The organism is Neorhizobium sp. SOG26 (genome assembly GCF_003491345.1).
In the GTDB taxonomy this organism is placed as follows: domain Bacteria; phylum Pseudomonadota; class Alphaproteobacteria; order Rhizobiales; family Rhizobiaceae; genus Neorhizobium; species Neorhizobium turbinariae.
The window spans coordinates 659,490-686,176 of record NZ_CP025513.1 but is presented as its reverse complement, the minus strand read 5'-3'; the positions used below and the strand labels follow the sequence as shown (position 1 = coordinate 686,176).

Annotated in this window: 26 protein-coding genes and 1 riboswitch; of the genes, 17 read left to right on the top strand and 9 right to left on the bottom strand. The window is 61.2% G+C overall.

Annotated features, from left to right (window positions below):
* Position 1: 1 nt before the first annotated feature.
* From denD to ltnD, 5 genes are read right to left on the bottom strand one after another with little or no spacing between them, the layout of a single operon-like run.
* Positions 2-988 carry a D-erythronate dehydrogenase gene (gene denD / locus CYG48_RS19790; protein ID WP_118852250.1) on the bottom strand — a complete coding sequence of 329 codons (987 nt, stop codon included), beginning with the start codon at positions 986-988 and terminating at the stop codon, positions 2-4.
* 56 nt (positions 989-1,044) lie between these two features.
* Positions 1,045-1,824 carry a hydroxypyruvate isomerase family protein gene (locus CYG48_RS19785; RefSeq protein WP_118852249.1) on the bottom strand — a complete coding sequence of 260 codons (780 nt, stop codon included), beginning with the start codon at positions 1,822-1,824 and terminating at the stop codon, positions 1,045-1,047.
* A gap of 1 nt (position 1,825) precedes the next feature.
* Positions 1,826-2,476 carry a 3-oxo-tetronate 4-phosphate decarboxylase gene (gene otnC, locus CYG48_RS19780; protein ID WP_118852248.1) on the bottom strand — a complete coding sequence of 217 codons (651 nt, stop codon included), beginning with the start codon at positions 2,474-2,476 and terminating at the stop codon, positions 1,826-1,828.
* Positions 2,473-3,741: a 3-oxo-tetronate kinase gene (otnK, locus tag CYG48_RS19775; protein WP_118852247.1), complete on the bottom strand. Its 1,269-nt coding sequence runs from the start codon at positions 3,739-3,741 to the stop codon at positions 2,473-2,475. The genes otnC and otnK overlap by 4 nt, the downstream gene beginning before the upstream one ends.
* Positions 3,741-4,613, bottom strand: a complete 873-nt coding sequence (ltnD, locus tag CYG48_RS19770) for an L-threonate dehydrogenase (protein ID WP_445304368.1) — start codon at positions 4,611-4,613, stop codon at positions 3,741-3,743. Before ltnD ends, otnK begins: the two co-directional genes overlap by 1 nt.
* A 209-nt stretch (positions 4,614-4,822) precedes the next feature.
* On the opposite strand from ltnD, the gene CYG48_RS19765 reads away from it, so the two are divergent.
* The 7 genes from CYG48_RS19765 (at position 4,823) to uxuA (ending at position 12,014) form a co-directional block, all read left to right on the top strand.
* Positions 4,823-5,821, top strand: a complete 999-nt coding sequence (locus CYG48_RS19765; protein WP_118852245.1) for a LacI family DNA-binding transcriptional regulator — start codon at positions 4,823-4,825, stop codon at positions 5,819-5,821.
* 136 nt (positions 5,822-5,957) lie between these two features.
* Positions 5,958-6,695 (top strand): FadR/GntR family transcriptional regulator, encoded by a 738-nt coding sequence (locus CYG48_RS19760; RefSeq protein WP_118852244.1) that lies wholly within the window; start codon positions 5,958-5,960, stop codon positions 6,693-6,695.
* A 37-nt stretch (positions 6,696-6,732) separates the two neighbouring features.
* A complete protein-coding gene (locus CYG48_RS19755; protein WP_118852243.1) occupies positions 6,733-7,704 on the top strand; it encodes a sialic acid TRAP transporter substrate-binding protein SiaP in 972 nt (323 codons plus the stop codon).
* 70 nt (positions 7,705-7,774) lie between these two features.
* A complete protein-coding gene (locus CYG48_RS19750; RefSeq protein ID WP_118852242.1) occupies positions 7,775-8,347 on the top strand; it encodes a TRAP transporter small permease in 573 nt (190 codons plus the stop codon).
* A 3-nt stretch (positions 8,348-8,350) separates the two neighbouring features.
* Positions 8,351-9,757, top strand: coding sequence for a TRAP transporter large permease (locus CYG48_RS19745; RefSeq protein ID WP_118852241.1), 1,407 nt, complete (start codon positions 8,351-8,353; stop codon positions 9,755-9,757).
* Positions 9,758-9,763: 6 nt separating this feature from the next.
* Complete coding sequence (locus CYG48_RS19740; RefSeq protein WP_118852240.1) at positions 9,764-10,807, top strand: L-idonate 5-dehydrogenase; 1,044 nt, start codon at positions 9,764-9,766, stop codon at positions 10,805-10,807.
* Between the two features lie 10 nt (positions 10,808-10,817).
* Positions 10,818-12,014 (top strand): mannonate dehydratase, encoded by a 1,197-nt coding sequence (gene uxuA, locus CYG48_RS19735; RefSeq protein WP_118852239.1) that lies wholly within the window; start codon positions 10,818-10,820, stop codon positions 12,012-12,014.
* Positions 12,015-12,017: 3 nt separating this feature from the next.
* On the opposite strand, the gene CYG48_RS19730 is transcribed toward uxuA, so the two are convergent.
* Together CYG48_RS19730 and CYG48_RS19725 are read right to left on the bottom strand one after the other, a co-directional pair.
* Positions 12,018-12,962, bottom strand: coding sequence for an ABC transporter substrate-binding protein (locus CYG48_RS19730; protein WP_199925308.1), 945 nt, complete (start codon positions 12,960-12,962; stop codon positions 12,018-12,020).
* Between the two features lie 4 nt (positions 12,963-12,966).
* Complete coding sequence (locus tag CYG48_RS19725) at positions 12,967-13,746, bottom strand: ABC transporter permease (protein ID WP_118852238.1); 780 nt, start codon at positions 13,744-13,746, stop codon at positions 12,967-12,969.
* A 137-nt stretch (positions 13,747-13,883) separates the two neighbouring features.
* Positions 13,884-13,986, bottom strand: a riboswitch (TPP riboswitch).
* A 146-nt stretch (positions 13,987-14,132) separates the two neighbouring features.
* Between CYG48_RS19725 and ccoN the strand changes: the two genes are divergently transcribed.
* From ccoN to ccoS, 8 genes are all read left to right on the top strand, one after another.
* On the top strand, positions 14,133-15,764 hold the full coding sequence (gene ccoN / locus CYG48_RS19720; RefSeq protein WP_118852237.1) for a cytochrome-c oxidase, cbb3-type subunit I: 1,632 nt from the start codon (positions 14,133-14,135) through the stop codon (positions 15,762-15,764).
* A gap of 12 nt (positions 15,765-15,776) precedes the next feature.
* Positions 15,777-16,508, top strand: coding sequence for a cytochrome-c oxidase, cbb3-type subunit II (gene ccoO / locus CYG48_RS19715; RefSeq protein ID WP_118852236.1), 732 nt, complete (start codon positions 15,777-15,779; stop codon positions 16,506-16,508).
* 12 nt (positions 16,509-16,520) lie between these two features.
* Positions 16,521-16,673, top strand: a complete 153-nt coding sequence (locus CYG48_RS19710) for a cbb3-type cytochrome c oxidase subunit 3 (RefSeq protein WP_118852235.1) — start codon at positions 16,521-16,523, stop codon at positions 16,671-16,673.
* Position 16,674: 1 nt separating this feature from the next.
* Complete coding sequence (gene ccoP / locus CYG48_RS19705) at positions 16,675-17,538, top strand: cytochrome-c oxidase, cbb3-type subunit III (RefSeq protein ID WP_118852234.1); 864 nt, start codon at positions 16,675-16,677, stop codon at positions 17,536-17,538.
* A gap of 136 nt (positions 17,539-17,674) precedes the next feature.
* Entirely contained in the window at positions 17,675-19,264 is a 1,590-nt protein-coding gene (gene ccoG / locus CYG48_RS19700) for a cytochrome c oxidase accessory protein CcoG (RefSeq protein ID WP_118852233.1), read from the top strand.
* A complete protein-coding gene (locus tag CYG48_RS19695) occupies positions 19,261-19,758 on the top strand; it encodes a FixH family protein (protein WP_118852232.1) in 498 nt (165 codons plus the stop codon). Before ccoG ends, CYG48_RS19695 begins: the two co-directional genes overlap by 4 nt.
* A 2-nt stretch (positions 19,759-19,760) precedes the next feature.
* Complete coding sequence (locus tag CYG48_RS19690; RefSeq protein WP_118852231.1) at positions 19,761-22,043, top strand: cation-translocating P-type ATPase; 2,283 nt, start codon at positions 19,761-19,763, stop codon at positions 22,041-22,043.
* The gene (ccoS, locus tag CYG48_RS19685; protein ID WP_118852230.1) at positions 22,040-22,204 is read left to right on the top strand and encodes a cbb3-type cytochrome oxidase assembly protein CcoS; all 165 of its coding nucleotides are present in this window, start codon (positions 22,040-22,042) and stop codon (positions 22,202-22,204) included. The genes CYG48_RS19690 and ccoS overlap by 4 nt, the downstream gene beginning before the upstream one ends.
* A 48-nt stretch (positions 22,205-22,252) precedes the next feature.
* On the opposite strand, the gene CYG48_RS19680 is transcribed toward ccoS, so the two are convergent.
* On the bottom strand, positions 22,253-24,178 hold the full coding sequence (locus CYG48_RS19680; protein ID WP_118852229.1) for a hybrid sensor histidine kinase/response regulator: 1,926 nt from the start codon (positions 24,176-24,178) through the stop codon (positions 22,253-22,255).
* Positions 24,179-24,201: 23 nt separating this feature from the next.
* Positions 24,202-24,972, bottom strand: a complete 771-nt coding sequence (locus CYG48_RS19675; RefSeq protein WP_118852228.1) for a Crp/Fnr family transcriptional regulator — start codon at positions 24,970-24,972, stop codon at positions 24,202-24,204.
* Between the two features lie 176 nt (positions 24,973-25,148).
* Between CYG48_RS19675 and CYG48_RS19670 the strand changes: the two genes are divergently transcribed.
* Both CYG48_RS19670 and CYG48_RS19665 read left to right on the top strand, forming a co-directional pair.
* Positions 25,149-25,673 carry a (2Fe-2S)-binding protein gene (locus tag CYG48_RS19670; protein WP_118852227.1) on the top strand — a complete coding sequence of 175 codons (525 nt, stop codon included), beginning with the start codon at positions 25,149-25,151 and terminating at the stop codon, positions 25,671-25,673.
* Entirely contained in the window at positions 25,670-26,686 is a 1,017-nt protein-coding gene (locus CYG48_RS19665) for an FAD binding domain-containing protein (RefSeq protein WP_118852226.1), read from the top strand. The genes CYG48_RS19670 and CYG48_RS19665 overlap by 4 nt, the downstream gene beginning before the upstream one ends.
* Position 26,687 lies beyond the last annotated feature (1 nt).

Genomic DNA, 26,687 nt, shown 5'->3' with positions numbered 1-26,687 from the left:
CTCAAGCGATCCTCCCACCCAGTTCATCTTCGATATGCGCCTGCAGGATCTGGTCGAAATCCTTCTCCGCCTGGAAACCCAGCGCCTCGGCGCGGCTGGCATCGAACTGTGTCGGCCAACCGGCGACGATCTTTTCGATGACAGGATCGGTCTCGCGCTTGATGAGCGCAACGGCCTTGTCACCCGCGACACGACGCAAAGCCTCGATCTCTTCTCCGACCAGGGCAGAAAGCCCCGGCATGGTCAGGTTGCGGCGCGGTCCCACGGCTGCCGTATCGATCGTCGCGGCATGAATGAAGAAGTTGACCGCCGAGCGCGGGCTCGCGAACCAGTGGCGCACATTCTCGCTGACCGGCAGGACGGCTTCCTTGCCAACCAATGGTTCGCGCAGGATGTTCGAAAAGAACCCGGATGCGGCCTTGTTCGGAGCGCCCGGGCGCACGCAGATCGTCGGCAGGCGGATGCCGATGCCATCAAAGATGCCGCGGCGGGAATAGTCGGCAAGCAACAGCTCGATGATTGCTTTTTGGGTGCCATAGCTGGTGAGCGGTGTCGTGAAGAACTCGCCTGGAATGACTTCCGGGAAGGGGGTCCCGAAGACAGCGATCGATGAGGCGAAGACCACCCGCGGCACATAGTCTGCATTCTGCCCCTGCTGCCGGATGGCTTCGAAAAGCGCACAACTGCCGTCGAGGTTGACGGAATAGCCTTTGTCGAAATCGGCCTCCGCTTCACCCGAAACAACGGCTGCCAAGTGGAAGATGATGTCCGGTCGCAGAGCGATCACCTTCTCGGCGACACCGTTCTGAGAAAGGTCGGCGGTCATTGCCGTCGAGATGGACTGCAGAGCCTCTGGTACGGGTGGTTGAAACGCGTCGACAAGCGTCAAGCGCTCGATCGAGCCGCCGAGCACGCCCGGTTCCCGCGCAAGCATTTCCACAAGCTTGCGACCGATCATGCCTGCTCCACCCAAGACCATTACATGCATTCGGCCTTCTCCTCCCAGTTCAGCCGTATCACCCTGGACTTCACCTCTCGACGAGGTCAAAGCGATGTCTTCTCCCGAAACGTCTTCAGCCAACCCAATCCTGCATCTGTCGACGTTGCCGGCCTGTATTCGGCGCCGATCGGCTGCCGGTAACCAAGCTCGTTCAGTTGCGCCAGGATGTGGTGGTAGTTGATCTCCCCATGGTCCGGTTCGCGTCGATCAGGGACCGACGCAATCTGGATATGTCCGATCGAATTCAGATACGTTTGCAACCTGAAGGTCAAGTCACCTTGCATGATCTGCAGGTGGTAGCAGTCGAACATCAGCTCGATGTTCGGCCGCCCGACCGCCTCGATCACCTCCAGCGCCTGCTCGCAAGTCTGCAGGAAATAGCCCGGCGCATCCCGATGGTTCAGTGGCTCGATCAGAATCATGATGCCGGGCTCTGCCGCAAGCTCGCACGCGAACTGGAGGTTGGCGATGAAGGTCTCGCGCGCAGCCTCGCCCGATGCCCTGCCTGCCATCACATGCACGTTGACCGCACCGATTTCCGTGGCATAAGCGACCGCCTGCTGGATCGCATCTCGTGCTTGGTTCTCGCGGCCCGGCAGCGCCGCAAGGCCGTTTTCACCCGCCGCGACATCTCCTCGGATCGTGTTGATGCCAAGCATCTTCAGGCCTGTCTCGCGCAGCGCCGAACGCACCGCTTCGACTGGCACTTCATAAGGCCAGTGGCATTCGACGGCGTCGAATCCGGCCGCCTTTGCGGCGCGGATGGCATCCGGCAACGGCAGCTCCTGCCATAGAAACCCGAGATTTGCGGAGAAGCGTGCCATATCAGTCCCACTCGACGTCATAGGTGCGGACGATCTGCTCGATCTGACCGGCACTGAGCAGGTCCGGATTGGCGCCACGTGTTAGCAGGGCAAGCCTGGCCGTCTCTTCAAGCTCTTCGATCGCATAAACGGCGGCTTCCAGATCCTTTCCAGCGACGACGGGACCGTGCGCCGCGAGCATCACGGCACTGCGTTTGCCTGCGAGTCCCCGGATAGCGTCACCCATGGCCGGGTCGCCCGGCATGAAATACGGCAAGAGTTTCACCTTGCCGAGCTTCATGATGGAATAGGCTGTGAGCGGCGGCACCATGTTGTCAGGATCGACTTCCGGCAGCAGCGAGAGTGCCACGCAGTGGCTGCAATGAAGGTGTACCACGGCACCTGTCTTGCCAGGCCGCGTCTCGTAGAAGGCGGAGTGCAGCGGCATCTCCTTCGTCGGCTTGTCGCCGCCTGTCTGTTTCCCATCCACCTCGAAACAGGCTAGGCGGGCCGGGTCCAGCCGGCCAAAGGAACTGCCCGTCGGCGTTACGAGAAGCCGCCCGTCCGACAAGCGCGCGGAGATGTTGCCCGAAGAACCAGCCGTCAGCCCCCGGTCGTAGAGCGACTTTGCCATCCGGCAAATGTCTTCTCGTAACAACGCTTCCTCGCTCATGCAGCCTCCAGAAGCTTGAAGGCGTCATCGAAGAAGGTTTCACTGCCGAAATTGCCTGATTTCAACGCCAATGCGACGCGCTCGCCCTCCATATCAGCAAAAACCCAGGGAACACCCGGCGCGATCTCAGGCCCGATCTCCAGACGTGTGATGCCCAGGGCCTGTGTTATCGCGCCAGCCGTCTCACCGCCTGCCACCACGAACCGGCGCACGCCCAGATCGAACGCCCGCCGCGCCAGATGCGCCATCGCCTGCTCGACAAGTTGGCCGGCGCGCTCGGTGCCGAGCTTCTGCTGCGCGCTGCGCACCTCGTCCGGTTCGGCTGTTGCATAGATGACCTTGGCACCTTCGGATGGCTGCCTCTCGAGCCATTCACCGGCGGCAACCTCGCCCTCATCCGCAAGGCGTAGAGGATCGAGCTTAAGGCTGGCGCTCGTGGCGCTGTAGGAAGTGACCTGCCTGCGCGTCATCGCTGAGCAACTGCCGGAAAGCACCAGCTGTCCGCCTGCCGGGACGTTTAGCGACACCCGGCCTTCGGGTTTGGCGATCAGTCCTCGCTGCAGATAAACCTGCGCCAGTTGGCCGGCGATTGCACTGCCGCCCGTCACCAGCGGCATGTCCGCCGCGGCTTCGGCAATTATGTTGAGGTCAGTTTCGGAAACGGCATCGACGATGACGTGAGAGACCTCGCCCGTGACGAGCTCCTGAAGCCGCTCATTCAAAGCGGCTTGGCCTTGCGCGACCGCATGGCGGTTGGCCAACCCCACCTTCCCGCGCACCTGTGGTTCGAGCAACCGCACGAGACTGGAGTCCCTCATGGGCGTCAGCGGGTGATCCTTCATTGGGCTTTCCGCGAGCAGTTGCTCGCCGACGAACAGGTGCCCCATAAAGACGCTGCGCCCATTCTCTGGAAAGGCCGGGCAATAGATCGTCTGGTCGGCGCCGACTTCGTGCATCAGCATCTCGGCCACGGGGCCGATGTTTCCGGCGGCGGTGCTGTCGAATGTCGAACAATATTTCCAGAAGAATCGCGTTGCACCGGCACGCTTCAGCCAGTGGGCTGCGTCGCGGGCCTGTTGAACAGCGTCCGCTGCGGGAACGGTGCGGATCTTCAACGCGATGACTTCCAGAGCCGCCGCATCATCAGGATCATCCTGCGGCACGCCTATGCGCAGCGAGACCGGCAGGCCGCTGCGCGCCAGCAAGGCGGCGAGATCCGTGGCGCCGGTGAAGTCATCGGCAATGCAGCCGAGCAACGTCACCATCAGGCCTGGCCCTCCATGCCGGGCAGGGAAACACCGCTTTTTTTCGCCAGGATTATTGCGACTGCCGCATCATCTTCTCGGCCAAGGCCCGCCGCCGAGGCCTCCTTGAAGAGGTCAAGTGCGATGCTGGCAAGAGGCGTTGTCGCCCCGTTTCGTGCCGCCTCGGCCGTGACGATTCCGAGATCCTTCACAAAGATGTCGACAGCCGAACGCGGCGCATAATCGCCCGCAATGATGTGTTCGCCGCGATTCTCGAACATCCAGGATGAGCCGGCGGAAACCCGCAGCACGTCATAAAGCGTCTGCAGATCGATGCCGGTCTTCGCCGCGAGCGTCATCGCCTCCGCCGTTGCGGCAATATGGACGCCTGCCAGGAGTTGGTTGATCATCTTGACCTGCGAGCCCATGCCCGGCTTGTCGCCAAGACGGAACACCTTCGCAGAAACAGCATCGAGCGCTGTTTGCGCCTTGGCGAAGGCAGCATCGGACCCGGATGCCATGACCGTGATTTCGCCCGAAAGGGCCTTCAGGTGTCCTCCTGACACGGGCGCATCGATGACCAGCATCCCCGCAGCCTCCAGCCGATCGGCGAGCGAGACCGTGGCGCTTGGCGCCATGGTGCTGCAGAGCATGAAAACCGTGCCGGGATCCGCGGTCTCAAGCGCTCCACCTTGTCCGAGAAGAACCTCTTCGGCCTGCGCACTATTGACCACGTAAATGAAGACCGCAGCAGCATCCTTGGCCGCCTCTGAAGCGGTCCCGCAGGGTGTGCCGCCGGCATCTTCCAAACGCTGCAGAACATCCGGGCGCACGTCGCAACCCGTTACGCGAAAGCCAGCCCTGAGCAGGGACACGGCCGCGCCCCAACCCATGGATCCGAGCCCGATCACGGCGATCTTCTCAGCTTCCTGCACGGCTGCTCCTCCCCAGGTGCAACTCAAGTTCCGATACGGTGTTACCGGTACCGGTATCGCTATCACCATTGGTTTTTGTCGAAGAAGTCAAGCCCCGTCCGGTTTACTTTCCCCTGCTCGTGAGCGTATGGCTTATGCGGGATCGTCGGCCGTCGAGGGGACGGAAAATGCGCAAAGCTACACTGGAAGAGGTCGCCTCCGCCGCCGGCGTCAGCAAGATGACGGCCTCGCGGGCATTGCGGGGCACGACGGATGTCTCACCAGAAACACGCGCAAAAGTGCTGCAGGCGGCCAAGCAACTGAGCTACGTTGCAAACCGACTGGCTCTGTCGATGTCGGCGCAACGGACGAAGCTGGTGGCGGTCGTTGTGCCGAGCATGTCGAATATCGTGTTTCCGGAGGTAATGGCTGGCATTTCAGCCGGCCTTGAAGGTTCCGGGATGCAAGCCGTCTTCGGTATATCCGACTATGATGTGGACAAGGAGCGCGAGGTGATCCGCGACATGCTCTCCTGGCAGCCGTCGGCGATCATCGTCACCGGACTCGACCAGCCGGAAGACACGCGTCGCATGCTGAAGGACGCGGACATCCCGGTCATCCAGATCATGGATCTGGATGGGGAGCCGGTTGATCATTGTGTCGGGCTGTCGCAAGGCGGCGCCGGAGAGGACATGGCGCGGGCTCTGATTGCCGCGGGCCGCAGGCGTTTCGGCTATATCGGCAGCGCGCTGAACCGGGATACCCGAGCCGAGAAGCGCAGGCGGGGCTTCGAGCGTGTTCTCGACCAACACGGACTGCGCTTTGCAGCCAAACACATCGACCCCGGGTCCTCTTCCATCGTGCTCGGCAAGCGCCTTACGATGGAGATGGTGAAGGCATCGGCTGGGCTCGACTGCATCTATTACTCCAACGACGACATGGCCGCTGGCGGACTGTTCGCCTGCATGGAGCTTGGTGTCAGCGTGCCGGACGAGATCCTGATCGCCGGCTTCAACGGTCTGGAACTGGCGCATGCGCTACCGGTGAAGATCGCGACATCGGAATCGTCACGGCGGGAGATCGGTGAGATTGCCGCGAGGCTTGTGCGGGAGGCGACCGCTGGTGAAGGACGGTCGAGCAAGACGGTGGCGTTTAAGCCTCAAATCTTTGGGCTTCCAACCACATAAGCAGCAGCAACTGCTCTTTGGCAACCTCTAGTAAACACCCGTTGACATTGTTCTTCTCAAGCATATTATCTGGTTAACTGGTAAGACCAGTTAACCAGTGCGCGGGAGGAGTAGCGCGCACGGGGAGGACCTGTTGATGTTTTCGGTTGTGGAACCGCGCCGGCTTTACCGGCTGGCCGCGGAGCAGATGCGCACGCTTATCGAAAAGGGGGAATTTCCGGTCGGCAGCCGTCTTCCGGCCGAGCGCGATCTTGCCGAATTGCTCGGCGTGTCGCGCCCCACTGTGCGCGAAGCGCTCATTGTCCTCGAGGTCGAAGGCTTCATCACGATCCGTATGGGATCGGGCGTCTACGTCACCTCGCGAAAAGCACCGGTCGCTCCCGCGGTCCCTGACAGCGAAGGTCCATTCGAGCTTCTCCGGGCGCGATCTTTAGTTGAATGCGCGATCGCAGAACAGGCAGCGGCTTTGGTGCGGCCTGACCACATTACCGCACTCAACGAAAACATCGCCATGATGGCCAAGTCCTTGGATAACCGACCGGAGGCGCTGAAGCACGACCGCGAATTTCACGCGCTCATCGCCGGCATCATTGGCAACTCCACGCTCGAACGGCTGGTTAGTGAGCTTCATGACCTGCGCCTGACGCCATATTTCGAGAAGCTGGCCGGCTATTTCGAAAACCGCGACACCTGGATGACCGCTCTCAATGAACATCGGGCGGTCCGCGACGCTCTTGCGGCGGGTGACCCCACTGCTGCGCGGGACGCGATGCGTATCCATCTCGAACTCGCGCAACGACGATTGTCCGAAAGCTTCGGTGGAGAGACCGACTGGCTCGCACTCGAAGAGCGAAGACATGCACTAGCGCCGTAGTCTCGGCAGGATCGACTTCAACTGGGAGGATGAAGGCATGAAAGTGAAATTTGCGATTTTAGGAGCCACCGTCGCCATTCTGGCGTCCGCGGCGGCAGCACAGGCACAGACCGCGCTCAAATGGGCGCATGTCTATGAGACGTCCGAGCCGTTCCACACGGAATCTGTGTGGGCGGCAGAAGAGATCAACAAGCGCACCGATGGTCGTTACAAGATCGATGTGTTCCCGGCTTCGCAGCTTGGCAAGGAATCTGACATCAACCAGGGCCTCAAGCTCGGCACCGTTGACATCATTATCTCGGGTTCGAGCTTCGCGTCCCGCGAATATCCGCCGATCGGCGTCACCTACTTCCCGTATATCTTCCGCGATCCGAGCCACCTGATCTCATACACGAAGAGCGACGTCTTCAAGCGGCTCGCCCAAGGGTATGAAGAGGCTTCGGGCAACCACATCACCGCCGTCACTTATTATGGCACCCGCCATACGACGGCAAACAAGCCGATCACCAAATGCGCCGACATGCAGGGCCTGAAGATCCGCGTTCCGGACGTGCCGGCCTATCTCGCCATGCCCCGTGCTTGCGGAGCCAACACGACGCCGATCGCTTTCGCAGAGGTTTACCTGGCACTGCAGAACGGCACCGTGGAAGCCCAGGAAAACCCGCTGACAACGATCGAGGCCAAGAAGTTCTTTGAAGTGCAGAAGAACATCATCCTGTCCGGCCATATCGTTGACCATCTGAACACAGTCGTTTCCAAGAGCCTGTGGGCGAAGCTTTCCGACGAGGACAAGAAGATCTTCTCCGAAGTCATGGCTGAGGCTGCAGAACGTGGCACTAAGATCATTGAACAGCGCGAAAAAGAGCTCGTCGCCAAGTTCAAGGAAATGGGCCTGTCGGTCACCGAAGTGGACAAGGCTGACTTCGAGAAAACCGTCATGGAAAAGGTGACCTTCGAAGAGTTCGGCTACAAGAAGGAAGATTGGGAAGCCATCCGCGCCGTCCAATAAAGCTCGCCTCCTGGAGCGCCCGATGAGTTGCCGGGCGCTCTCTCCATCTCCTGAACTGGCGGAGTTTCCCATGCACGAACAACAGCACGCTCCGGTTAGCGTCGACGAGATGGCGCATGCCTTCGAGGAAAGCGCCGGCCCCGTGGATCTTTCACCTTACGCGGTGGAGGACTGGGTCAACATGGCGATTTTCTGGGCCATGGCCGCCTGTGTTTTCCTGCAGTTCTTCACGCGTTACGCTCTGAACAACAGCCTGGCTTGGACCGAGGAGATTGCAGCCAACTGCCTCGTGGTTCTCGTCTTCCTGGGCTCCGTCATGTGCGTGCGGATGGCACGGCATATCTCCGTGGACATGCTCTACCGCTTCCTGTCGCGCAAGGTCGGGCGGGCGCTCGAACTTCTGGTCGACTTCATCGTCATCGGCTTCTTCGCCTACACGACCTGGCTGATGTGGCGTTACATCGCCATTGTCGGCAATGAGCGCATGGTAACCGTCAACCTGCCGCGCGGCTACGTCTTCTACACCGTTTTCGCCGCCTTCGCGCTGATGCTCGCGCGCTCGGTCCAGAACTTCATCAAAGACATGATCAACGAAAAAACGGTTCGCGAGCAGGCGAACGAAACCGGTGTGCAGGGGATCTGACCAATGCTGCTTCTTATCGGATCATTCCTGCTGCTGCTGATCATTGGTGCACCGATTGCGGTGTCGCTCGGCGTCTCTTCGCTGCTTTATCTCGTCATCTATGGCGTCGCGCCGGATATCATCGCCGCCCAGCGCATGATCGCGGGGGTGGAAAGCTTTCCGCTGATCGCGGTGCCCTTCTTCATTCTTGTCGGAAACCTGATGAACATCGCCGGGGTCACCGGTCGCATCTACCATTTCGCCCTGTCGCTCGTCGGCTGGATGAAGGGCGGCCTGGCGCAGGTGAACATCATCGGCTCGGTCGTCTTCTCCGGCATGTCCGGCACCGCGCTTGCGGATGCCGCAGGCATCGGCACGATCGAGATCAAGGCGATGAAGGACCACGGTTATCCGGTCGAGGCCGCTGTCGGCGTGACCGCCGCGTCGGCAACGCTCGGCCCGATCTTCCCGCCCTCGCTGCCCTTTGTCATCTACGGCATGATGGCGAACGTGTCCATCGGCGCGCTGTTCATGGCCGGGATTCTGCCAGGTGTGGTGATGACGGTGCTGATGATGCTGACCGTTGTCATCTTTGCCTACCGCAAGGGCTGGGGATCGGACACGCCTTTCGAGCTCAAGAGGCTCGCCAGCGCCTCGCTCGAGATTGCCATCGTTTTCTGCTTTCCCCTTGCGGTCTACCTGCTGGTTCTGGCAGGGCTTTCCATCAACATCGCGGTCCTCATCGCCCTTGTCGTCCTGATAGCGCTCGACTGGTACTATGACTTCTCCGCCGTGATGGCGCTGATGACGCCGGTTCTGTTGATCGGCGGCATGACCATGGGCTGGTTCACGCCAACCGAAGCCGCAGTTGCGGCCGTGATCTGGTCGCTTTTCCTCGGGCTGGTGCGCTATCGCACCATGACGCTGCGCACGCTTGCCAAGGCGAGCTTCGATACGATCGAGACCACCGCCTCAGTGCTCTTCATCGTCACGACCGCCTCGATCTTTGCGTGGCTCCTGACCGTCAGCCAAGCGGCCCAGCTGTTTTCTGACTTCATGTTCTCGCTCACCAGCAACTGGTGGACCTTCCTGATCATCGTCAACATTCTGCTTTTGATCGTTGGCGCCTTCCTCGACACCATTGCCGCGATCAGCATCCTGGTGCCAATCCTGATGCCGATTGCAGCGCGGTATGGCATCGACCCGGTGCATATGGGGCTGATCTTCACGCTGAATCTGATGATCGGCCTGTTGACGCCGCCCGTTGGCATGGTGTTGTTCGTGCTCTCGCGGATATCGAAGCTGTCGATCGAACGGACGACGATGGCAATCTTGCCCTGGATGATTCCGCTTTTCGTCGCGCTGCTGCTGATCACCTTCATACCGCAGATCACGCTGTGGCTGCCGACTCAGCTCGGCCTGCTCAAGTAGCGCATCATGCAGACACGCACCGTGCGGCTGCATGCCGAGCGAATCCTGAAGATCGAGATGGCACCGGTACCGGAGCCCGGCGCTGGCGAGGTACTCCTCAAGATGGCGGCTGGAGGCATCTGCGGCTCGGATCTTCACTATTATCAGCATGGTGGCTTCGGCCCTGTTCGGGTTCGCGAGCCGATCATCCTTGGCCACGAGGCAGCCGGATCCGTCGAAGCGCTCGGAAGCGGCGTCTCCGGCCTGACCATCGGCCAGCTTGTTGCGGTCAATCCGAGCCAACCCTGCGGCCGCTGCCGTTTCTGCCTTCAGGGTATGGCAATCCATTGCCTCGACATGCAGTTCATGGGTAGCGCAATGCGGCTTCCCCACGCGCAGGGCATGTTCCGGGATCACCTGGTTGTTCCGGCACAACAATGCTTTTGGGTGGGTGGCGACGTCAGTGCCGGTGAAGTGGCCTGCTCCGAACCGCTCGCCGTCTGCCTGCATGCCGTTTCGCGCGCGGGTAACCTGGTCGGTAAGCGCGTTCTGGTGACCGGTGCGGGTCCCATTGGCACGTTGGTTGTCGCGGCCGCGCGGCATGCCGGCGCGGACGAGATCGTGGTCACCGACCTGACGGATGCGGCCTTGCAGCGCGCACAAGCGATGGGCGCGAGCCGGACCATCAACGTCGCAAAACAAGCTGAGGCGCTTGCTGAGTTCGAGGCCGACAAAGGCTGGTTCGATGTCGTTTTCGAATGTTCCGCGGCCAGTCCGGCCATTCGAAACGCCATTGCGGCGGTGAAGCCGCGCGGCACCATCGTGCAGGTCGGCGTCGGCGGCGATACCGCCGTGCCGCTGAACATGATTGTCGGCAAGGAAATCCTCTGGATTGGCTCGCAGCGCTTCGACAACGAGTTCGCCGTGGCTGTTAACCTGATCTCGTCGCGCAGCATCGATGTGCGTCCGATCATCTCGCACAGCTTCCCGATCAACGAGGCTGCCGCCGCCTTTGAAGTCGCAGGCGACCGCAGTACCGCCTGCAAGGTGCAACTGACATTTCTGCCGTGAGGACAAGAGAATGAGACATACATGGCGGTGGTTCGGCCTCATCGACAAGGTTACCGTTCGTGATGCAGCCCAGGCCGGCGCCGTCGGTATCGTCAGTGCGTTGCATCACATCCGCACGGGCGATGCCTGGCCCGAAGCCGAGATCGCCAAGCGGCATGAGGAGATCAAGGCTGGCGGTCTCGTGTGGGATGTCGTGGAGAGCGTCCCCGTCTCCGAAAGCATCAAGACGCAAACCGGGGACTGGCGTGCCCATATCACCAACTGGCAGGAGACGCTGCGCCGGCTGTCCGCGGCCGGCATCCGCACCGTCTGTTACAACTTCATGCCGGTGCTTGATTGGACGCGCACCGACCTGCGGTGGTCCACCCGCCACGGCGCAAAGGCGATGCGCTTCGACCTGATCGATTTTGTCGCCTTCGACCTCCACCTGCTGAACCGGCCGGGAGCCTCGCACGATTACGACGAGGCCATCCGTGACAAGGCGGCGGAGCGGTTCGCTCGAATGAGTGATGAGCATCGTTCCGCCTTGTCGAAGAACATCGGGGCCGGGCTGCCCGGCTCAGCCGATGGTTATACACTGCCGCAGCTTCTTGAACTCCTCCGAACCTATTCGGGCATCAGCCGCGAAAGGCTGCAGCAGAACCTCATCGACTTTCTTTCGGAAGTGACGCCGGTTGCGGAAAAGGTCGGGATCAACATCTGTGCCCACCCGGATGATCCGCCATGGCCTCTGCTCGGCCTGCCGCGCATCCTGTCCACGGAAGCCGACTACCTTCACATGCTGAATGCGGTCGATAGCCGCGCGAATGGTGTCACCTTTTGCACCGGCTCGCTCGGCGCCCTTGCCAGCAACGATCTGCCCGCCATGGTGCGTCGCCTCGCGCCACGCATTCATTTCGTCCATCTTCGCAACGTCCGCCGCGAGGAGCAATCAAGCCCTTGCTCCTTCTTCGAAGACGAGCACCTTGAGGGTGATACCGACATGGTGGCGGTGATCGCCGAGCTCCTGGCGGAAGAGCGCCGCCGCGGCCAGGAGGGACGCAGCGACCACCAGATCCCGATGCGCCCTGACCACGGGCAGGAGATCCTCGATGACCTGCAGCGCGGTGCCCAGCCTGGCTATCCGGCGATCGGTCGCTTGAAAGGTCTCGCCGAGCTTCGCGGCATAGAGCGGGCGCTGTCGCATCCGCGCTACGGGCTCAGGTGACGGTCAGCGGATCTCGACCGCCACGTCTTCCGTTTGTGGAGTGGCCTTGATCAGGCCCATCTCCTGCATGAACGCACCAAAGCGGGCATAACGACCGCGGTCCAGCGCCGCGGGGCGCTTGGCGAAACGCGGCAACGTTTCGAAGAAGGCTGTCTTGTTCAACTCGTCATCGAGATTGGGATAAGCCTTGATGAACAACTCCCAGCCCTCCTGCGGATGGTTGGTGAGGAAGATCGATGCCTGCTCCACGGCAGACAGGAACCGGGGCAGCCGTTCGTCGCCAATCAGGTCCCTGCGTGTGACATAGATCAGCTCGTCATAGGGCGGCACGCCATGCTCTTCCGGAAAGAAGGCGCGGCCGGTCTTCCCCTCGAGCTTCATCTGCGTCAGCTCAAAGTTGCGGAAGCCGCCCAGTGTCGCGTCCACCCTGCCGCCGATCAGCGACGGAGATAGCGAGAAGTTGACGTTGATCAACTCGACGTCCTCGCTTGAAACACCTTCGGATTGAAGCATTTTCTTCAGCATCGCCTGCTCGAAGCCGCTAACAGAGTAGCCGACCTTCTTACCCTTGAGGTCCTTGAGGCTTTTGATCGGGCCATCGGCGAGAACGGTGATTGTGTTCAGCGGCGTTTCCACGAGCGTACCGAACCGCACCAGCGGCAAGCCTGCGTCGTGATCCAGAAACAGGTTCGGCTGGTAGTGGATGCCAATGTCCGCTTCGCCTGTTGAAACCAGACGCGGCACCACGGACGGATCGGACGGCGGAATGAGTTCAACCTCCAGATTTGCGTCCGCGAACAGCCCACGCTCGCGGGCAATGACCATCGGCGCGTGATCCGGATTGACGAACCATTCGAGCAGGACAGAGAGCTTGTCCGCCGCTTGCGACGGCACAGGCAAGAGGAGGCTGCCGCAGGCGATGATGACAGCAGAAAACACACGGATCATGAGATCACCTTCTTGACGTTGTGGGCAAAAGGGATGGCTCTTCGGGCTGTTCGTGCGCCCAAGGCGCAAGGCCACGGGTCAACCGGTCAACGAGAAGCCGCAAGACGAGGGTGAGGGCGGCTAGAATGAGCATTGCGGCGAAGACGGTTTCGGTCTGCATGCGCGCGTTCGCCTGCATCATGATGAAGCCGAGCCCGCCCGCCGCCCCCACCCATTCGCCGACGACGGCACCAAGCGGTGCCAAGGGTGCGGCGACGCGCAGCCCCGATATCAGGCTCGGGATAGCGAGCGGCAGGCGGATGTTCTTGAGGACGTCCCAGTGGCCCGCCCCGTCGAGCTGCGCGGCATCGAGCACGTCCAGCTCCGTACGGCGCAGGCCATCGGCAAAGGATGACGCGACCGGGAAGAAGATGATGATCGTCGTCATGGCGACTTTCGAAGCCAGTCCAAAGCCAAACCAGATGACAAGGATCGGGGCGAGCACGAAGACGGGGAACGCCTGCAGGATCAGCACCATCGGCCAGGCCAGGCGTCCGATCCGCGGCCAGGCCGCGACAGCGAAGGCAATGGCGGCACCGAGCGTCGATCCGATCAGCAACCCCAGGACGATCTCCGTCAGTGTGATCATCGCATGGTGAAGCAGGTAGGCTGGCTGCCGCAGGAAAGCGGCTCCGACAGTGAGCGGTGATGGCAGCACGTAGCGCGGGGGCTCGAACAGCATCACACCCGCCTGCCACAAGAGCAGCAGCAGGAGGGTGCCGAGGCCGGCATGGGAAGTGCGCATCGCGGCCTACTCAGACGAGGTGAGGAAGGCCCTGGATCCCGCGATCGGGTAAGCGTGTTCGAACATCATGGGCGATCTCCAGATAAACCAATCACGGAGACCCAGGTGAAGCGGAGAAGAGAAAGTGTCATCGCGAGAGGTGACGCCGTTTCCGTTCCTACGCCGGCATGACCCGGATCAGGTTCAAGGGTCCGGCTCACCGCCATCTCAGCACCGCACGATGCCCCCCTCGGAATTTCCGCAGACTGGAATGTTTGCCGCCGGCTGTCAACAGGCGCGACCGTCTGGTTGATGCAGGTCAAACCGGAACTCTCTCCGATATGTCAGCAGACAGTAGTGACAATCCATCAACTGGCAGCGCGGGTGCGCTGTGAGGTTCAAAGACCATGACTTACGTCTCCGAGACGATCATCCTGGCGATCGGCACCTTCCTCGCTCTTCTAGGCGCGGCCTATGCGCACGATAGTCAGTTCGCAGCCCATATGTGGGTTCTCTTCGTGGTGCTGCTGATCAGCACCATCGTCCTGATGCGCCGCATCTCGTTCACACGGCCTGATCCGGCCGCGGTGGCCGCCCGACAATCCGAATACTTTGACGAGGTGATCCGCTACGGTGCGATCGCAACGGTGTTCTGGGGAATCGTAGGCTTCCTTGTCGGCGTTGTCGTTGCGCTGCAGCTCGCTTTCCCGGATCTCAACATCGAGCCGTGGTTTGGCTTTGGCCGCATGCGCCCGCTTCATACGTCCGCGGTAATCTTTGCCTTCGGCGGTAACGCGCTGCTTGCAACCTCGTTCTACGTGGTCCAGCGCACCTGTCGTGCGCGGCTCTTCGGCGGCAACCTGGCTTGGTTCGTCTTCTGGGGATACCAGCTCTTCATCGTCATGGCTGCGACCGGTTACCTCCTCGGCATCACGCAGAGCCGGGAGTATGCCGAGCCGGAATGGTATGTCGATATCTGGCTGACGATCGTTTGGGTCTGCTACCTGCTGGTCTTCCTCGGCACGATCCTGAAGCGCAAGGAACCCCACATCTACGTGGCGAACTGGTTCTATCTTGCCTTCATCATCACGATTGCGATGCTGCACATCGTCAACAACCTGGCGGTTCCGGTCTCGTTCCTGGGCATCAAGAGCTACTCGGCATTCTCAGGTGTCCAGGACGCGCTGACCCAATGGTGGTATGGCCATAACGCCGTCGGCTTCTTCCTGACCGCGGGCTTCCTGGGGATGATGTACTACTTCATTCCGAAGCAGGTGAACCGCCCGGTCTATTCCTACCGCCTGTCGATCATCCACTTCTGGGCCCTGATCTTCATGTATATCTGGGCCGGCCCGCACCACCTCCACTACACCGCGCTGCCCGACTGGGCGCAGACGCTCGGCATGGTGTTCTCGATCATGCTGTGGATGCCCTCGTGGGGTGGCATGATCAACGGCCTGATGACGCTTTCGGGCGCATGGGACAAAATCCGCACGGACCCGATCATCCGCATGATGATCATGGCAGTCGCCTTCTACGGCATGGCCACCTTCGAAGGTCCAATGATGTCGATCAAGGCGGTCAACTCGCTCAGCCACTACACGGACTGGACCATCGGTCACGTTCACTCGGGTGCGCTCGGCTGGAACGGCCTCATCACCTTCGGCGCGCTGTATTACATGGTACCGAAGCTGTGGAACCGCGAGCGCCTCTACTCGCTGCGCATGGTCAACTGGCACTTCTGGCTCGCCACGCTCGGCATCGTCGTCTATGCAGCCGTCATGTGGGTTGCCGGCGTCCAGCAGGGCCTGATGTGGCGCGAATACGATGACCAGGGCTTCCTCGTCTACTCGTTCGCTGAAACCGTTGCCGCGATGATCCCCTACTACGTCCTTCGCGCCATTGGCGGCGGGTTGTACCTGGCGGGCGCTCTCATCATGGCCTTCAACATCACCATGACCATCCTCGGTCACCAGCGCGACGAGGCCCCGATCGGCCGTCCTGCTGCGAAGGCCCCTGCCCTGCAGCCGGCCGAGTAAGGAGTTCCTTCGATGTCAATCCTCGACAAACATCATCATATCGAACGCAACGCCACGCTCCTGCTCGTCGGTTCGCTGTTCGTCGTCTCCATCGGCGGGATCGTCGAGATCGCGCCCCTCTTCTACCTGGAGAACACCGTCGAGAAGGTGGAGGGCATGCGGCCCTACTCGCCGCTCGAGCTCGCCGGCCGCAACATCTATGTTCGCGAAGGCTGCTATGTCTGCCACAGTCAGATGATCCGCCCCTTCCGTGACGAGGTGGAGCGGTACGGTCACTACAGCCTTGCTGCGGAGTCGATGTACGATCACCCGTTCCAGTGGGGTTCGAAGCGAACCGGGCCTGATCTCGCCCGCGTTGGCGACCGCTACTCCAACGAATGGCATGTGCAGCACCTGACCGAGCCGCGCGATGTGGTTCCGGAGTCGGTGATGCCGAGTTACGCCTTCCTCAAGGAAACGCCGCTCAAGGTGACCGACGTGTCGATGGAGCTGAAGGCCAACAAGGCCGTCGGCGTCCCCTATTCGGACGAGATGATCGAGAACGCCAAGGCAGACCTTGCGGCCCAAGCCGATCCGGACGCCGATACCTCGGGCCTGCTTGCTCGCTATCCCAAGGCGAAGGTGGGTGATTTCGACGGCAACCCGCAAAAGCTGACCGAAATGGATGCACTGGTAGCCTACCTGCAGATGCTCGGCACGCTGGTGGACTTCTCCACCTATGACGACGCTGCCGGTTACCGCTGAGGAGCTAAGACGATGGAAATCTACACTGCCATGCGTCACTTCGCCGACAGCTGGGGCTTGCTCGCCATGACCCTCTTCTTCCTCGGCGTGGTTCTTTTCATGTTTCGTCCTGCTGCTAAGGCCCGTGCCACCGAGGCCGCACAGATCCCCCTGAAGGAAGACTAAGATGGCGCAAAAACATGTCGATGACGTCAGCGGCGTCGAAACAACCGGCCATGAATGGGACGGCATTCGCGAACTCAACAACCCCATGCCACGCTGGTGGGTCTTGACGTTCTACGCGACAATCCTCTGGGCGATCGCGTATTGCATCTTCTACCCCGCCTGGCCGCTGATCAACGAAGCGACCAGAGGGGTGCTCGGATATTCGAGCCGCGCGGAACTCGCCTCTGACCTTAATGCCGCAAAGGCGGCACAGGGTGCGGTGGTCGAGAAGATTGCGAGTTCCTCGCTGCAGGATATCGTGGCGGATCCTCAACTGTCGCAGTTCGCGACCGCAGCCGGTGCGGCAGCATTCCGCGTCAACTGCACGCCCTGCCATGGCAGCGGTGCTGCGGGCGGCCAGGGTTATCCGAACCTGAACGACAATGAATGGCTCTGGGGCGGTAGTCTCGACGAGATCTACCAGACGATCGCCCATGGCGTCCGTGATCCCGCCGATCCTGATACCCGTGTCTCGGAGATGCCCGCGTTTGGCGATATGCTGAAGCCTGAGGAGGTGCGCCAGATCAGCGCCTATGTCGTCAGCCTCACGGGCACGCCGCGTGATCCCTCGATGGTCGCTCCCGGCCAGCAGCTCTTCGCCGACAACTGCGCCTCGTGCCATGGCGAGAGTGCCGAGGGCAACAAGGACATGGGTGCACCTGCGCTGGCCGATGCCATCTGGCTGAAGGTCGACGGAGAGGCAGGCATTGCACAGCAGATCGTCGCCCCGCGGCATGGTGTCATGCCCGCTTGGGAAGGTCGCTTGGGTGAAGTCGCCGTCAAGCAGCTCAGCGTCTACATCCACTCGCTGGGTGGCGGGCAGTAAGACCTGAACACATTGAACGAAGGCCGCTCGGGCAACCGGGCGGCCTTTTCTTTGGGCGGCACACGCTGCCGAGTTGACATTGGTCAAAGCGGGAATAGGTGGCGGATGCCACAACCGGGCCAGAAGGATAGGCCCAATGAATCTCTACACAGCCCCCCACCTGGAAACCGAGCCTGCGTCTGTTGAACGCATCGACGTCCAGCCTGCCCATTCACGCAACAAGCCACGCGAGCCGCTTTACGCCAAGCGCAAGAAAATCTTCCCGAAAAAAGCGGAAGGTCGCTTCCGGCGCTTCAAGTGGCTCGTGATGCTCATCACGCTTGGCATCTATTATCTGACGCCTTGGATACGCTGGGATCGTGGGCCTTATGCCCCGGACCAGGCCGTGCTGGTCGATCTCGCCAACCGCCGCTTCTACTTCTTCTTCATTGAAATTTGGCCGCAGGAATTCTTCTTTGTCGCCGGCCTGCTGGTGATGGCGGGCTTCGGGCTGTTCCTCGTCACCTCGGCCGTCGGCCGCGCATGGTGCGGTTACGCCTGTCCCCAGACCGTGTGGGTGGACCTCTTCCTTGCCGTCGAGCGCTTCATCGAAGGTGACCGCAATGCCCGCATCAAACTTGATGCGGCTCCGTGGACGTTTGACAAGCTCTGGCGCCGCGTCGTCAAGCACGCCACCTGGATCGTCATTGCGGTGGTAACCGGCGGTGCGTGGATCTTCTATTTCGCTGATGCGCCGACGCTTGCCTTCGACTTCCTCACTGGCAATGCCGCGGTTGTCGCCTATACCACCGTCGCTATCCTGACCGCCACGACCTACGTACTGGGCGGGCTGATGCGCGAGCAGGTCTGCATCTACATGTGCCCTTGGCCGCGCATCCAGGGCGCGATGCTGGATGAACATTCGCTGGTCGTGACCTACAACGACTGGCGCGGTGAACCACGCAGCCGGCATGCTAAGAAGGCCGCCGCTGCAGGCCAACCAGTTGGCGACTGTGTCGATTGCAATGCCTGCGTCGCCGTCTGTCCAATGGGCATCGACATTCGCGACGGCCAGCAGATGGAATGCATCACCTGCGCGCTCTGCATCGATGCCTGTGACAGCGTCATGGACAAGATCGGCAAGCCACGCGGCCTGATCGCTTATGCAACGCTGAGCGAATACGAGCACAATATGGCACTCGCGACCGAGCACGGTACGACCGCCATCGACCCGGCCAAGGTGCGCAACCCGGACGGATCGTTCATCGACAAGGTCCGCCACTTCAACTGGCGGATCATCCTGCGGCCGCGCACGCTGCTTTATCTCGGTGTCTGGACGCTGGTCGGCCTCGGCCTTGTCTACGCCCTGCTGTCGCGCGACCGCCTGGAAATCAACGTGCTCCACGACCGCAACCCCCAGTTCGTGCTGGAGTCTGACGGGTCGATCCGCAACGGCTACACCATCCGGCTGCTCAACATGATCCCCGAACCGCGCACGATCCTGCTGTCGATGGACGGGCTGCCGGAAGCAACGATGAAGATCACCGGTATCACCGAGGTTCCGGGCAGGCTCTTTGCCGTCCAGGTAGAACCCGACAAGACGATGGCCCTCAAGGTGTTCGTCACGCTACCGAAGGAGGCGATCGCGTCCGAAGTCAATGACTTCCACTTCATCGCTGAGGACCGGTCGAGCCACGAAGCCGACAGATATGCCGCCACCTTCAACACACCAGGAGCGAAGAAATGAGCCGCAATGCAAGCCTCTCCAACGGCAAGGGCTTCGTCTTCACGGGTTGGCACATGATTGGCGTGATGGTGCTTTTTTTCGGCACCATCATCTCCGTCAACGTCTACATGGCCTACAACGCCGTGACGAGCTGGAGCGGTCTGGTGGCTCAAAACACCTATGTCGCCAGCCAGCAGTTCAACGGCAAGGCGGCCGAGGCTCGCGCCCTGGCAGCATCGGGTGTTGTCGGAACCTTGCTGATCGACGGGTCCGACATCCGCTTCGAGATCAGCCATCCGGACGACGGCTTAGTCGCTGCCGACGAACTCGTCCTCGCGTTCAAGCGGCCGGTCGGCGAGCATCAGGATTTCGAGCTTGATCTCGTTCCGGTCTCTCAGGGCGTGTTCACGACACAACATGAAGTCCTGCCAGGAGAGTGGATCGTTGACGCCAGCGCCACGCGCGACGGCAAACGCATCCTTCACCAGGTAGAGCGCATCTCGGTGCGGAGATAACAATGACCTGCTGTGCGCCCGGCGTCGAAGGTTCGCTGGATCATCCGCTGCCGTCTTCTGAGGAACTCGTGCTGTCGAGCCGCTCCGTCGGTCCTGGCCTTCGCCAGATGGACCTCAGCGTGCCGCAGGTCCATTGCGGCACCTGCATCACGGCGATCGAAAACGCACTGACCAAACGTCCGTCCGTCGAACGTGCGCGCGTCAACCTTTCGACAAAGCGCGTGTCAATCGTCTGGAAGGAAGGGGTGTCCGGAGAACCGACGGACCCGGTTGAACTTGTGAAGGCGATTACCGACGCGACGGGATATGAGGCGCATCTCTTCCATGATGCCGAAGACGCTGGTGACAAGCTCCAGAAGGACCTGATCCGCGCCGTGGCACTATGCGGATTCGCGGCAGCCAACATCATGCTGCTCTCGGTCTCTGTCTGGTCCGGAGCCGATACGGCGACGCGCGACCTTTTCCACTGGATCTCGGCGATGATCGCGGCGCCGGCGCTGATCTATGGTGGCCGGTTCTTCTACCGCTCCGCCTGGGCGGCTCTGAAGCGCGGCCACACTAACATGGACGTGCCGATCGCGCTGGCGATCACGCTTTCTTACGTCGTTTCGCTCTGGGAGACGCTTCATCACGCTTCGCATGCCTGGTTTGACGCAACTGTGTCGCTGTTGTTTTTCCTGCTCATCGGCCGGACGCTTGATCACATCATGCGCGATCGTGCGCGTTCGGCAATCAGCGGCCTGACGCGTCTTTCGCCGCGAGGTGCGATGGTCGTGGCGGCTGACGGGACCCGTGAATATCGAGCGGTTGAAGAGATCCGGCCAGGCGATCAAGTCTCCGTCGCGGCAGGTGATCGCGTACCGGTGGATAGCACCGTGGTGAGCGGCACCAGCGATCTCGACATCTCGATCGTCAATGGCGAAAGCGCCCCGGTTTCCGTCAAGGCCGGAGATGCGCTCCAGGCCGGCATGCTGAACCTCACCGGCTCGCTCATCGTCAAGGCTACGACGGCGGCAAAGGACAGCTTCCTGTCGGAGGTTGTATCCTTGATGGAAGCGGCCGAGGGCGGCCGGGCGCGCTATCGCCGCATCGCCGATCGCGCCGCGCAGATTTATTCACCGGCGGTCCATCTGCTTGCGCTTGTCGCCTTCCTGTCCTGGGGCATCATCGGCGGGGACTGGAAACAGGCGATGCTGATTGCGATCGCCGTGCTCATCATCACCTGCCCTTGTGCGCTGGGGCTTGCTGTGCCCGTCGTCCAGGTCGTCGCAGCCGGGCGCCTGTTCAAGAACGGCATCATGGTGAAGGATGGTTCGGCCATGGAGCGTCTTGCGGAAGCCGATACCGTCCTGTTCGACAAGACAGGAACATTGACCGTGGGCCGCCCGCGCGTCCTCAATATCGGTAGGTACGGCCGCGAACAGTTGGCGGTTGCTGCAGGGCTGGCACTCCATTCGAAACATCCGCTTTCGGCCGCACTTGCGCGCGCTATTTCGGGTCCGGTCGCAGTCTTCGACAATGTCATTGAGCTGCCGGGAAACGGGCTTGAGGCGCAAACCGAGAAGGGCATCTATCGCCTGGGTAACCGGCGCTTTGCGCTCGGCATGGACAATACCGCATCCGGCAATGCTGCCTCGGAAGTGGTCCTGTCGCTCGATCACAAGGAAGTGGCGGTGTTCGAGTTCCAGGACATCCTCCGTCCCGGCGCGCCGTCTGCTGTCGAGGCCCTGCAGAAGATGAAGCTTTCGGCGGGCATTCTTTCGGGTGATCGAAAGGCTGTTGTGGCCGATCTCGCCGCCACGCTCGGCATCAAGAATTGGCATGCCGAGCTATCGCCAAAGGACAAGGCAGAATTCTGCTCGTCGCTGGCACAAGACGGCAAACGTGTCCTGATGGTCGGCGACGGCATCAACGATGCACCGGCGCTCGCTGCAGCGCATGTTTCCATGGCCCCGGCCACAGCCGCCGATATTGGCCGTCAAGCTGCAGATTTCGTCTTCATGCACGACAGCCTGGAAGCCGTGCCCATGGCCATCGACGTGTCGCGCAAGGCTGGGCGGCTGATCCGCGAGAACTTTGCGCTTGCGATCGGCTACAACATCATCGCCGTGCCGATCGCGCTCGCCGGCTATGCAACGCCGCTCATTGCGGCCGTTGCCATGTCGACGTCTTCGCTGATCGTGGTCGCCAATGCCTTGCGGCTGAACCTTTCGGTTCACTCGGGGGCGGACAAGGCCGAAGCGGCTGCGACGCAGCCGTCGCTCACAGAGGCTAAAGCAGCATGAACATGCTCATCTACCTCATCCCGATCGCGCTCTTCCTGGGCGCACTGGGTCTGCTTGCCTTCCTCTGGTCGATCAAGACCGGTCAATACGAAGACCTGGACGGCGCAGCTTGGCGTGCCCTCGGTGACGAGCCTCCCGAAGACCGACAGCAGCACAAATAGAAGATGCAGGAAGAATTGGAGCGGCGACCTCGCCGCTTCTTGAAATTCTTAGTCCAGCAGTTCACGCAAGCGGGTGCCGAGTTCGCGCGCTGTATACGGCTTCTTCAGCCAGTTGCCGGATTGCGCAAGCTCACGCCCTGCGATGGTGGGTTCGGCATAGCCCGAGGTGAAGAGCACCTTGATCTCAGGCCGAAGCACACGCACCTCCGCCGCCAGCTCGTCGCCTGCCATGCCGCCCGGCATGACGATGTCGGTAAACAAGAGCGCGATGTCATCGTGCTCGCTCAGGCGTTCGAGCGCCTCGATGCCGTTGGACGCCTCGACAATGTCGTAGCCAAGGCCGGTAAGCCGCGAGACCGTGACACGACGGACGCGTGCATCGTCCTCAACCACCAGGATCTTTTCCGTACCTGTTGGAATGCTCTGGGTCGGGCGCGGACCGGCGGCATCAGCATCAATGCCTGTTGTTTCGGCCTTCACTGCGGCGGGCAGGAAGATCCTGATGCTCGTGCCCTGACCAGGCTCGCTGTAGATGTGGACGTTACCGCCCGATTGCTTGGCGAAGCCGTAGACCATGCTGAGACCAAGGCCCGTGCCGGAGCCGACGCTCTTGGTGGTGAAGAAGGGCTCGAATGCCTTCTCACGCACGTCGGCGGTCATGCCCTCGCCAGTGTCGGTCACGGAGATCAGCACGTAGTCTCCTGTGCGCGCCTGCGGATACATCTGGGCATAATCGACATCGAGCCGCACACGCGAGATCTCGACGGTCAGCTTACCGCCCCGCGGCATCGCGTCCCGCGCGTTGAGCACGAGGTTCAGCAATGCGTTTTGCAGTTGCGAGCCGTCCACCAGGGCTTCGTTGGAGGCGCCGTTGACGATGGTGCGGAACTCGATCGCTTCGCCGAGAGTACGCCGAAGTAGGTCAGAGAAGCTGGAGACGAGGTTGCCGATATCGACAAGCTTCGGGTTGAGAGGCTGGCGCCGTCCGAACGCAAGCAGCTGCCCTGTCAGCTTGGCGCCGTCTTCCGCGGCGTCCTGGGCTTCTCGCAGCAGTACGCGCAGCTTGTCGTCGGCGAGCCGGTCCTCGATCATCTCGAGATTGCCGCTGATGACCGTCAAAAGGTTGTTGAAGTCGTGCGCAAGACCGCCCGTGAGCTGCCCGATCGCTTCCATCTTCTGGGACTGCCGGAGTTCGTCCTCGATCTTGTGGCGGCTGGTGAGGTCACGGATAAAGCCGGTGAAAATGCGCTTGCCGTCAGTCAGCGCCTCCCCGACCGCCAGTTCCATCGGGAAGGTGGAGCCGTCCTTGCGCTGCCCGGTCACCACCCGGCCATAACCGATAATGCGCCGTTCGCCCGTCTCCAGGTAGCGGGAGATATAGCCGTCATGCGCTTCGCGGTCCGGAGACGGCATCAGCATCTTGACGTTTCTGCCGGCGACCTCGTCTTCCGTGAATCCAAAAAGCCGCTCAGCAGCGGCGCTGAAGGAGGTGATGATCCCGACCTCGTCAATGACCACCATGGCTTCCGGAACCGTGTCCAGGATCGATCGAAGATGCGCTTCGCGCTCGGCCAGATTGTTCTGCACCCTCTTCATCTCCGTGACATCATTGTTTGTCTGGACAATGATGGTCGGGCCGCCGGGTGTCGGGTTGACGGCAACCCAGCGGGTCGCCACGACGACCGAACGGCCGTCCTTGTGTCGATGGACGACCTCACCCTGCCAATGATGGTGCTGCCGGACATGCCGGCGAATGGCATCGAGCGGCTCGGGAAAGCGGGTAACGAGAAGCTCGTGAACGACCTTGCCGATCGCTTCTTCCGCAGCCCAGCCGTAAAGCTGTTGGCATCCGGCCGTCCATCGGCTGATGACGCCGTCCTCCCCATGGACGATAAGGTTTGCTGCGTTGAGTACGTTGGTGACAGCATCGAGCAGATAATCGGTATTATTGTCGTTCGGTGTCTTACCGCTCATGATGGACCCATGGATGCTAGCCGTCAGTGACGCCGGCGACCTCCAGAGACGGCATGGTCGCGACGCATGTCGATGCATTCATCGCCGTCTCCGGCAAGTTGTGCAAGCGCTGCGGGCTTGTCGACCTTGATAAAGTGGCGCGCCGCCGGATCAACGACGGTGAGAACACCCTTGCCGATGAGCTTTGTGATGGTGCGCGACACGGTCTCGATGGTGAGGCCGAGATAGTCGGCCATATCCTGGCGCGGCATGGGGATCTCGATGACGAAACGTCCGGCACCGTCGGCCTTCGTGCGGTTCATGTGCCGAAGCAGGAAGGTGCAGAGCCGTTCTTCCGCGCTCTTGCACGACAACAGGACCATCTGATCCTGAGCCGAAGCCATCTCGTCGCAGAGATGCTCGAAAACCAGGGCGCTCAGTATTTCTGATTCTGCCACGGCGCACTGGAATGCCCGGCGGCTCAGTCTTCTGATCTTGGCCGACGCGATTGCCTCAACGCTGTAGAGGTAACAGTCCTTCATCGAGATTCCGACGATATCGCCCGCGTAAAGGAAGCCGGTGATGACGCGGCGACCATCCCCAAGGATCCGGAAGAGTCGGAAGGTGCCTTCGACGATCTCGAAGACGTGCTTTGCTTCATCTCCTTCGAAGAACAGGGACTGACCGGCGCCGAGCTGCTCCAGAGGCTGCTTCGCAAATAGCGAATGCAGGTTTTCGGCTTCCGCGAAGGGCGTTGCTTTGGCGACCTGATGGGCATTCGCATAAGCGGTGAGAAACACGGGCTTGGTCTCCATTCTGTGATGGAGCCTTATGGTCGCGCGGCCGTAACACGCTGATGCCTGACGTGTGAAAAATGGTGCTGTTTTGTAACAGACTGTAACAGGCCCGACCGCCCCCTCATGCCGCTGCTCAGGAACAATCCGCACCGGCTGCCGTTACCGGCTGGTTCTATCGAGAAAAGGCAAGCTTCATGGATTCCGCGCTTCTCGGCTCCGGCCTCCCGACCTGTTCCGTCAACATCTCCATCAATGGCGAAAACCGGTCGCTCGACATCCCGCCATGGGTGACATTGCTGGATCTTCTGCGTGGTCCTCTGGAGCTGACCGGCACGAAAAAGGGCTGCGACCACGGCCAGTGCGGTGCATGTACCGTGTTGATCAACGGCGAGCGCGTCAACTCCTGTCTCAAGCTCGCAGTCTCTCTGGACGGTGCCGAAGTCACCACGATCGAAGGCCTCGGGACGCCTGATAACCTGCATCCGATGCAGAAGGCGTTCGTTGAGCACGACGCCTTTCAATGCGGCTATTGCACGCCCGGGCAGATCTGTTCGGCTGTCGGACTGGTGAAGGAAGGACGCGCCCGTTCGCGCGCCGATATCCGCGAATTAATGAGCGGCAATCTCTGTCGTTGCGGCGCCTACAGCAACATTGCAGATGCGATCGAAGAGGTGCTGGGCGCGGAAGGGGCACAGCCGTACAAGGAGGCTGCCGAATGAGACGCTTCGATTATACCCGCGCCGAGACGGTCCATGACGCCGTTGTTGCTCTGGCTGCCAATCCCGATGCACAGCTGCTTGCCGGTGGGACCAACCTTATCGACCTGATGAAGTATGACGTGGCGCGCCCCGGCGCGATCATCGACATCAATCGCCTGCCGCTCAAGGACATCGAAGAGCTTCCCGATGGGGGTCTGCGGATCGGCGCCCTTGTGAGCAACTCGGCGCTTGCCTACGACGAGCGGGTGAAGGAGCGGTTCCCGCTACTGTCGAGCGCGATCCTGGCAGGCGCCTCACCACAACTGCGCAATGCTGCCACCACCGGCGGCAACCTGCTGCAGCGAACCCGCTGTTATTATTTCTATGACCCGTCGACCCCCTGCAACAAGCGCGAGCCCGGCACCGGATGTTCGGCGATTGGTGGGGTCAACCGCATCCACGCCATTCTCGGCGCGAGCGACAAATGCATCGCGGTGCATCCGTCGGACATGTGCGTCGCCCTGGCCGCGTTGGGGGCGACTGTCGAAGTGGAAGGGCCGGACGGGAATCGGGATATTGATTTTGCCGATTTCCATCGTCTGCCGGGCGAGCATCCTGAACGGGACAACATGCTTCAGGCTGGCGAGATGGTGATAGCCCTGCGGATTGCGAGGAACCACTTCAACCGAAACTACACCTACCTGAAGCTGCGCGACCGCCTCTCCTATGCCTTCGCGCTCGCGTCGGTTGCAGCCGCCATGGAAGTCGCGGAAGGACAGATCGTCGACCTGCGCATCGCTCTCGGCGGTGTGGCTCACAAGCCGTGGAGGGACGCGCTCGCGGAGGCCGAGTTTGCAGGTCGGGAGGCCAATGAGGCGACGTTCATGCAGATCGCCGACCGCCTGCTGTCAGGTGCTGAGGGACAGGGTCACAATGACTTCAAGATCCCGCTCGCCGAGAAGGCGATCATTCGCGCGCTCAAGCAGGCTGCCGCTGGCCGCCCGCAGGACCAAGTCGTCAAGGCGATACAATAAG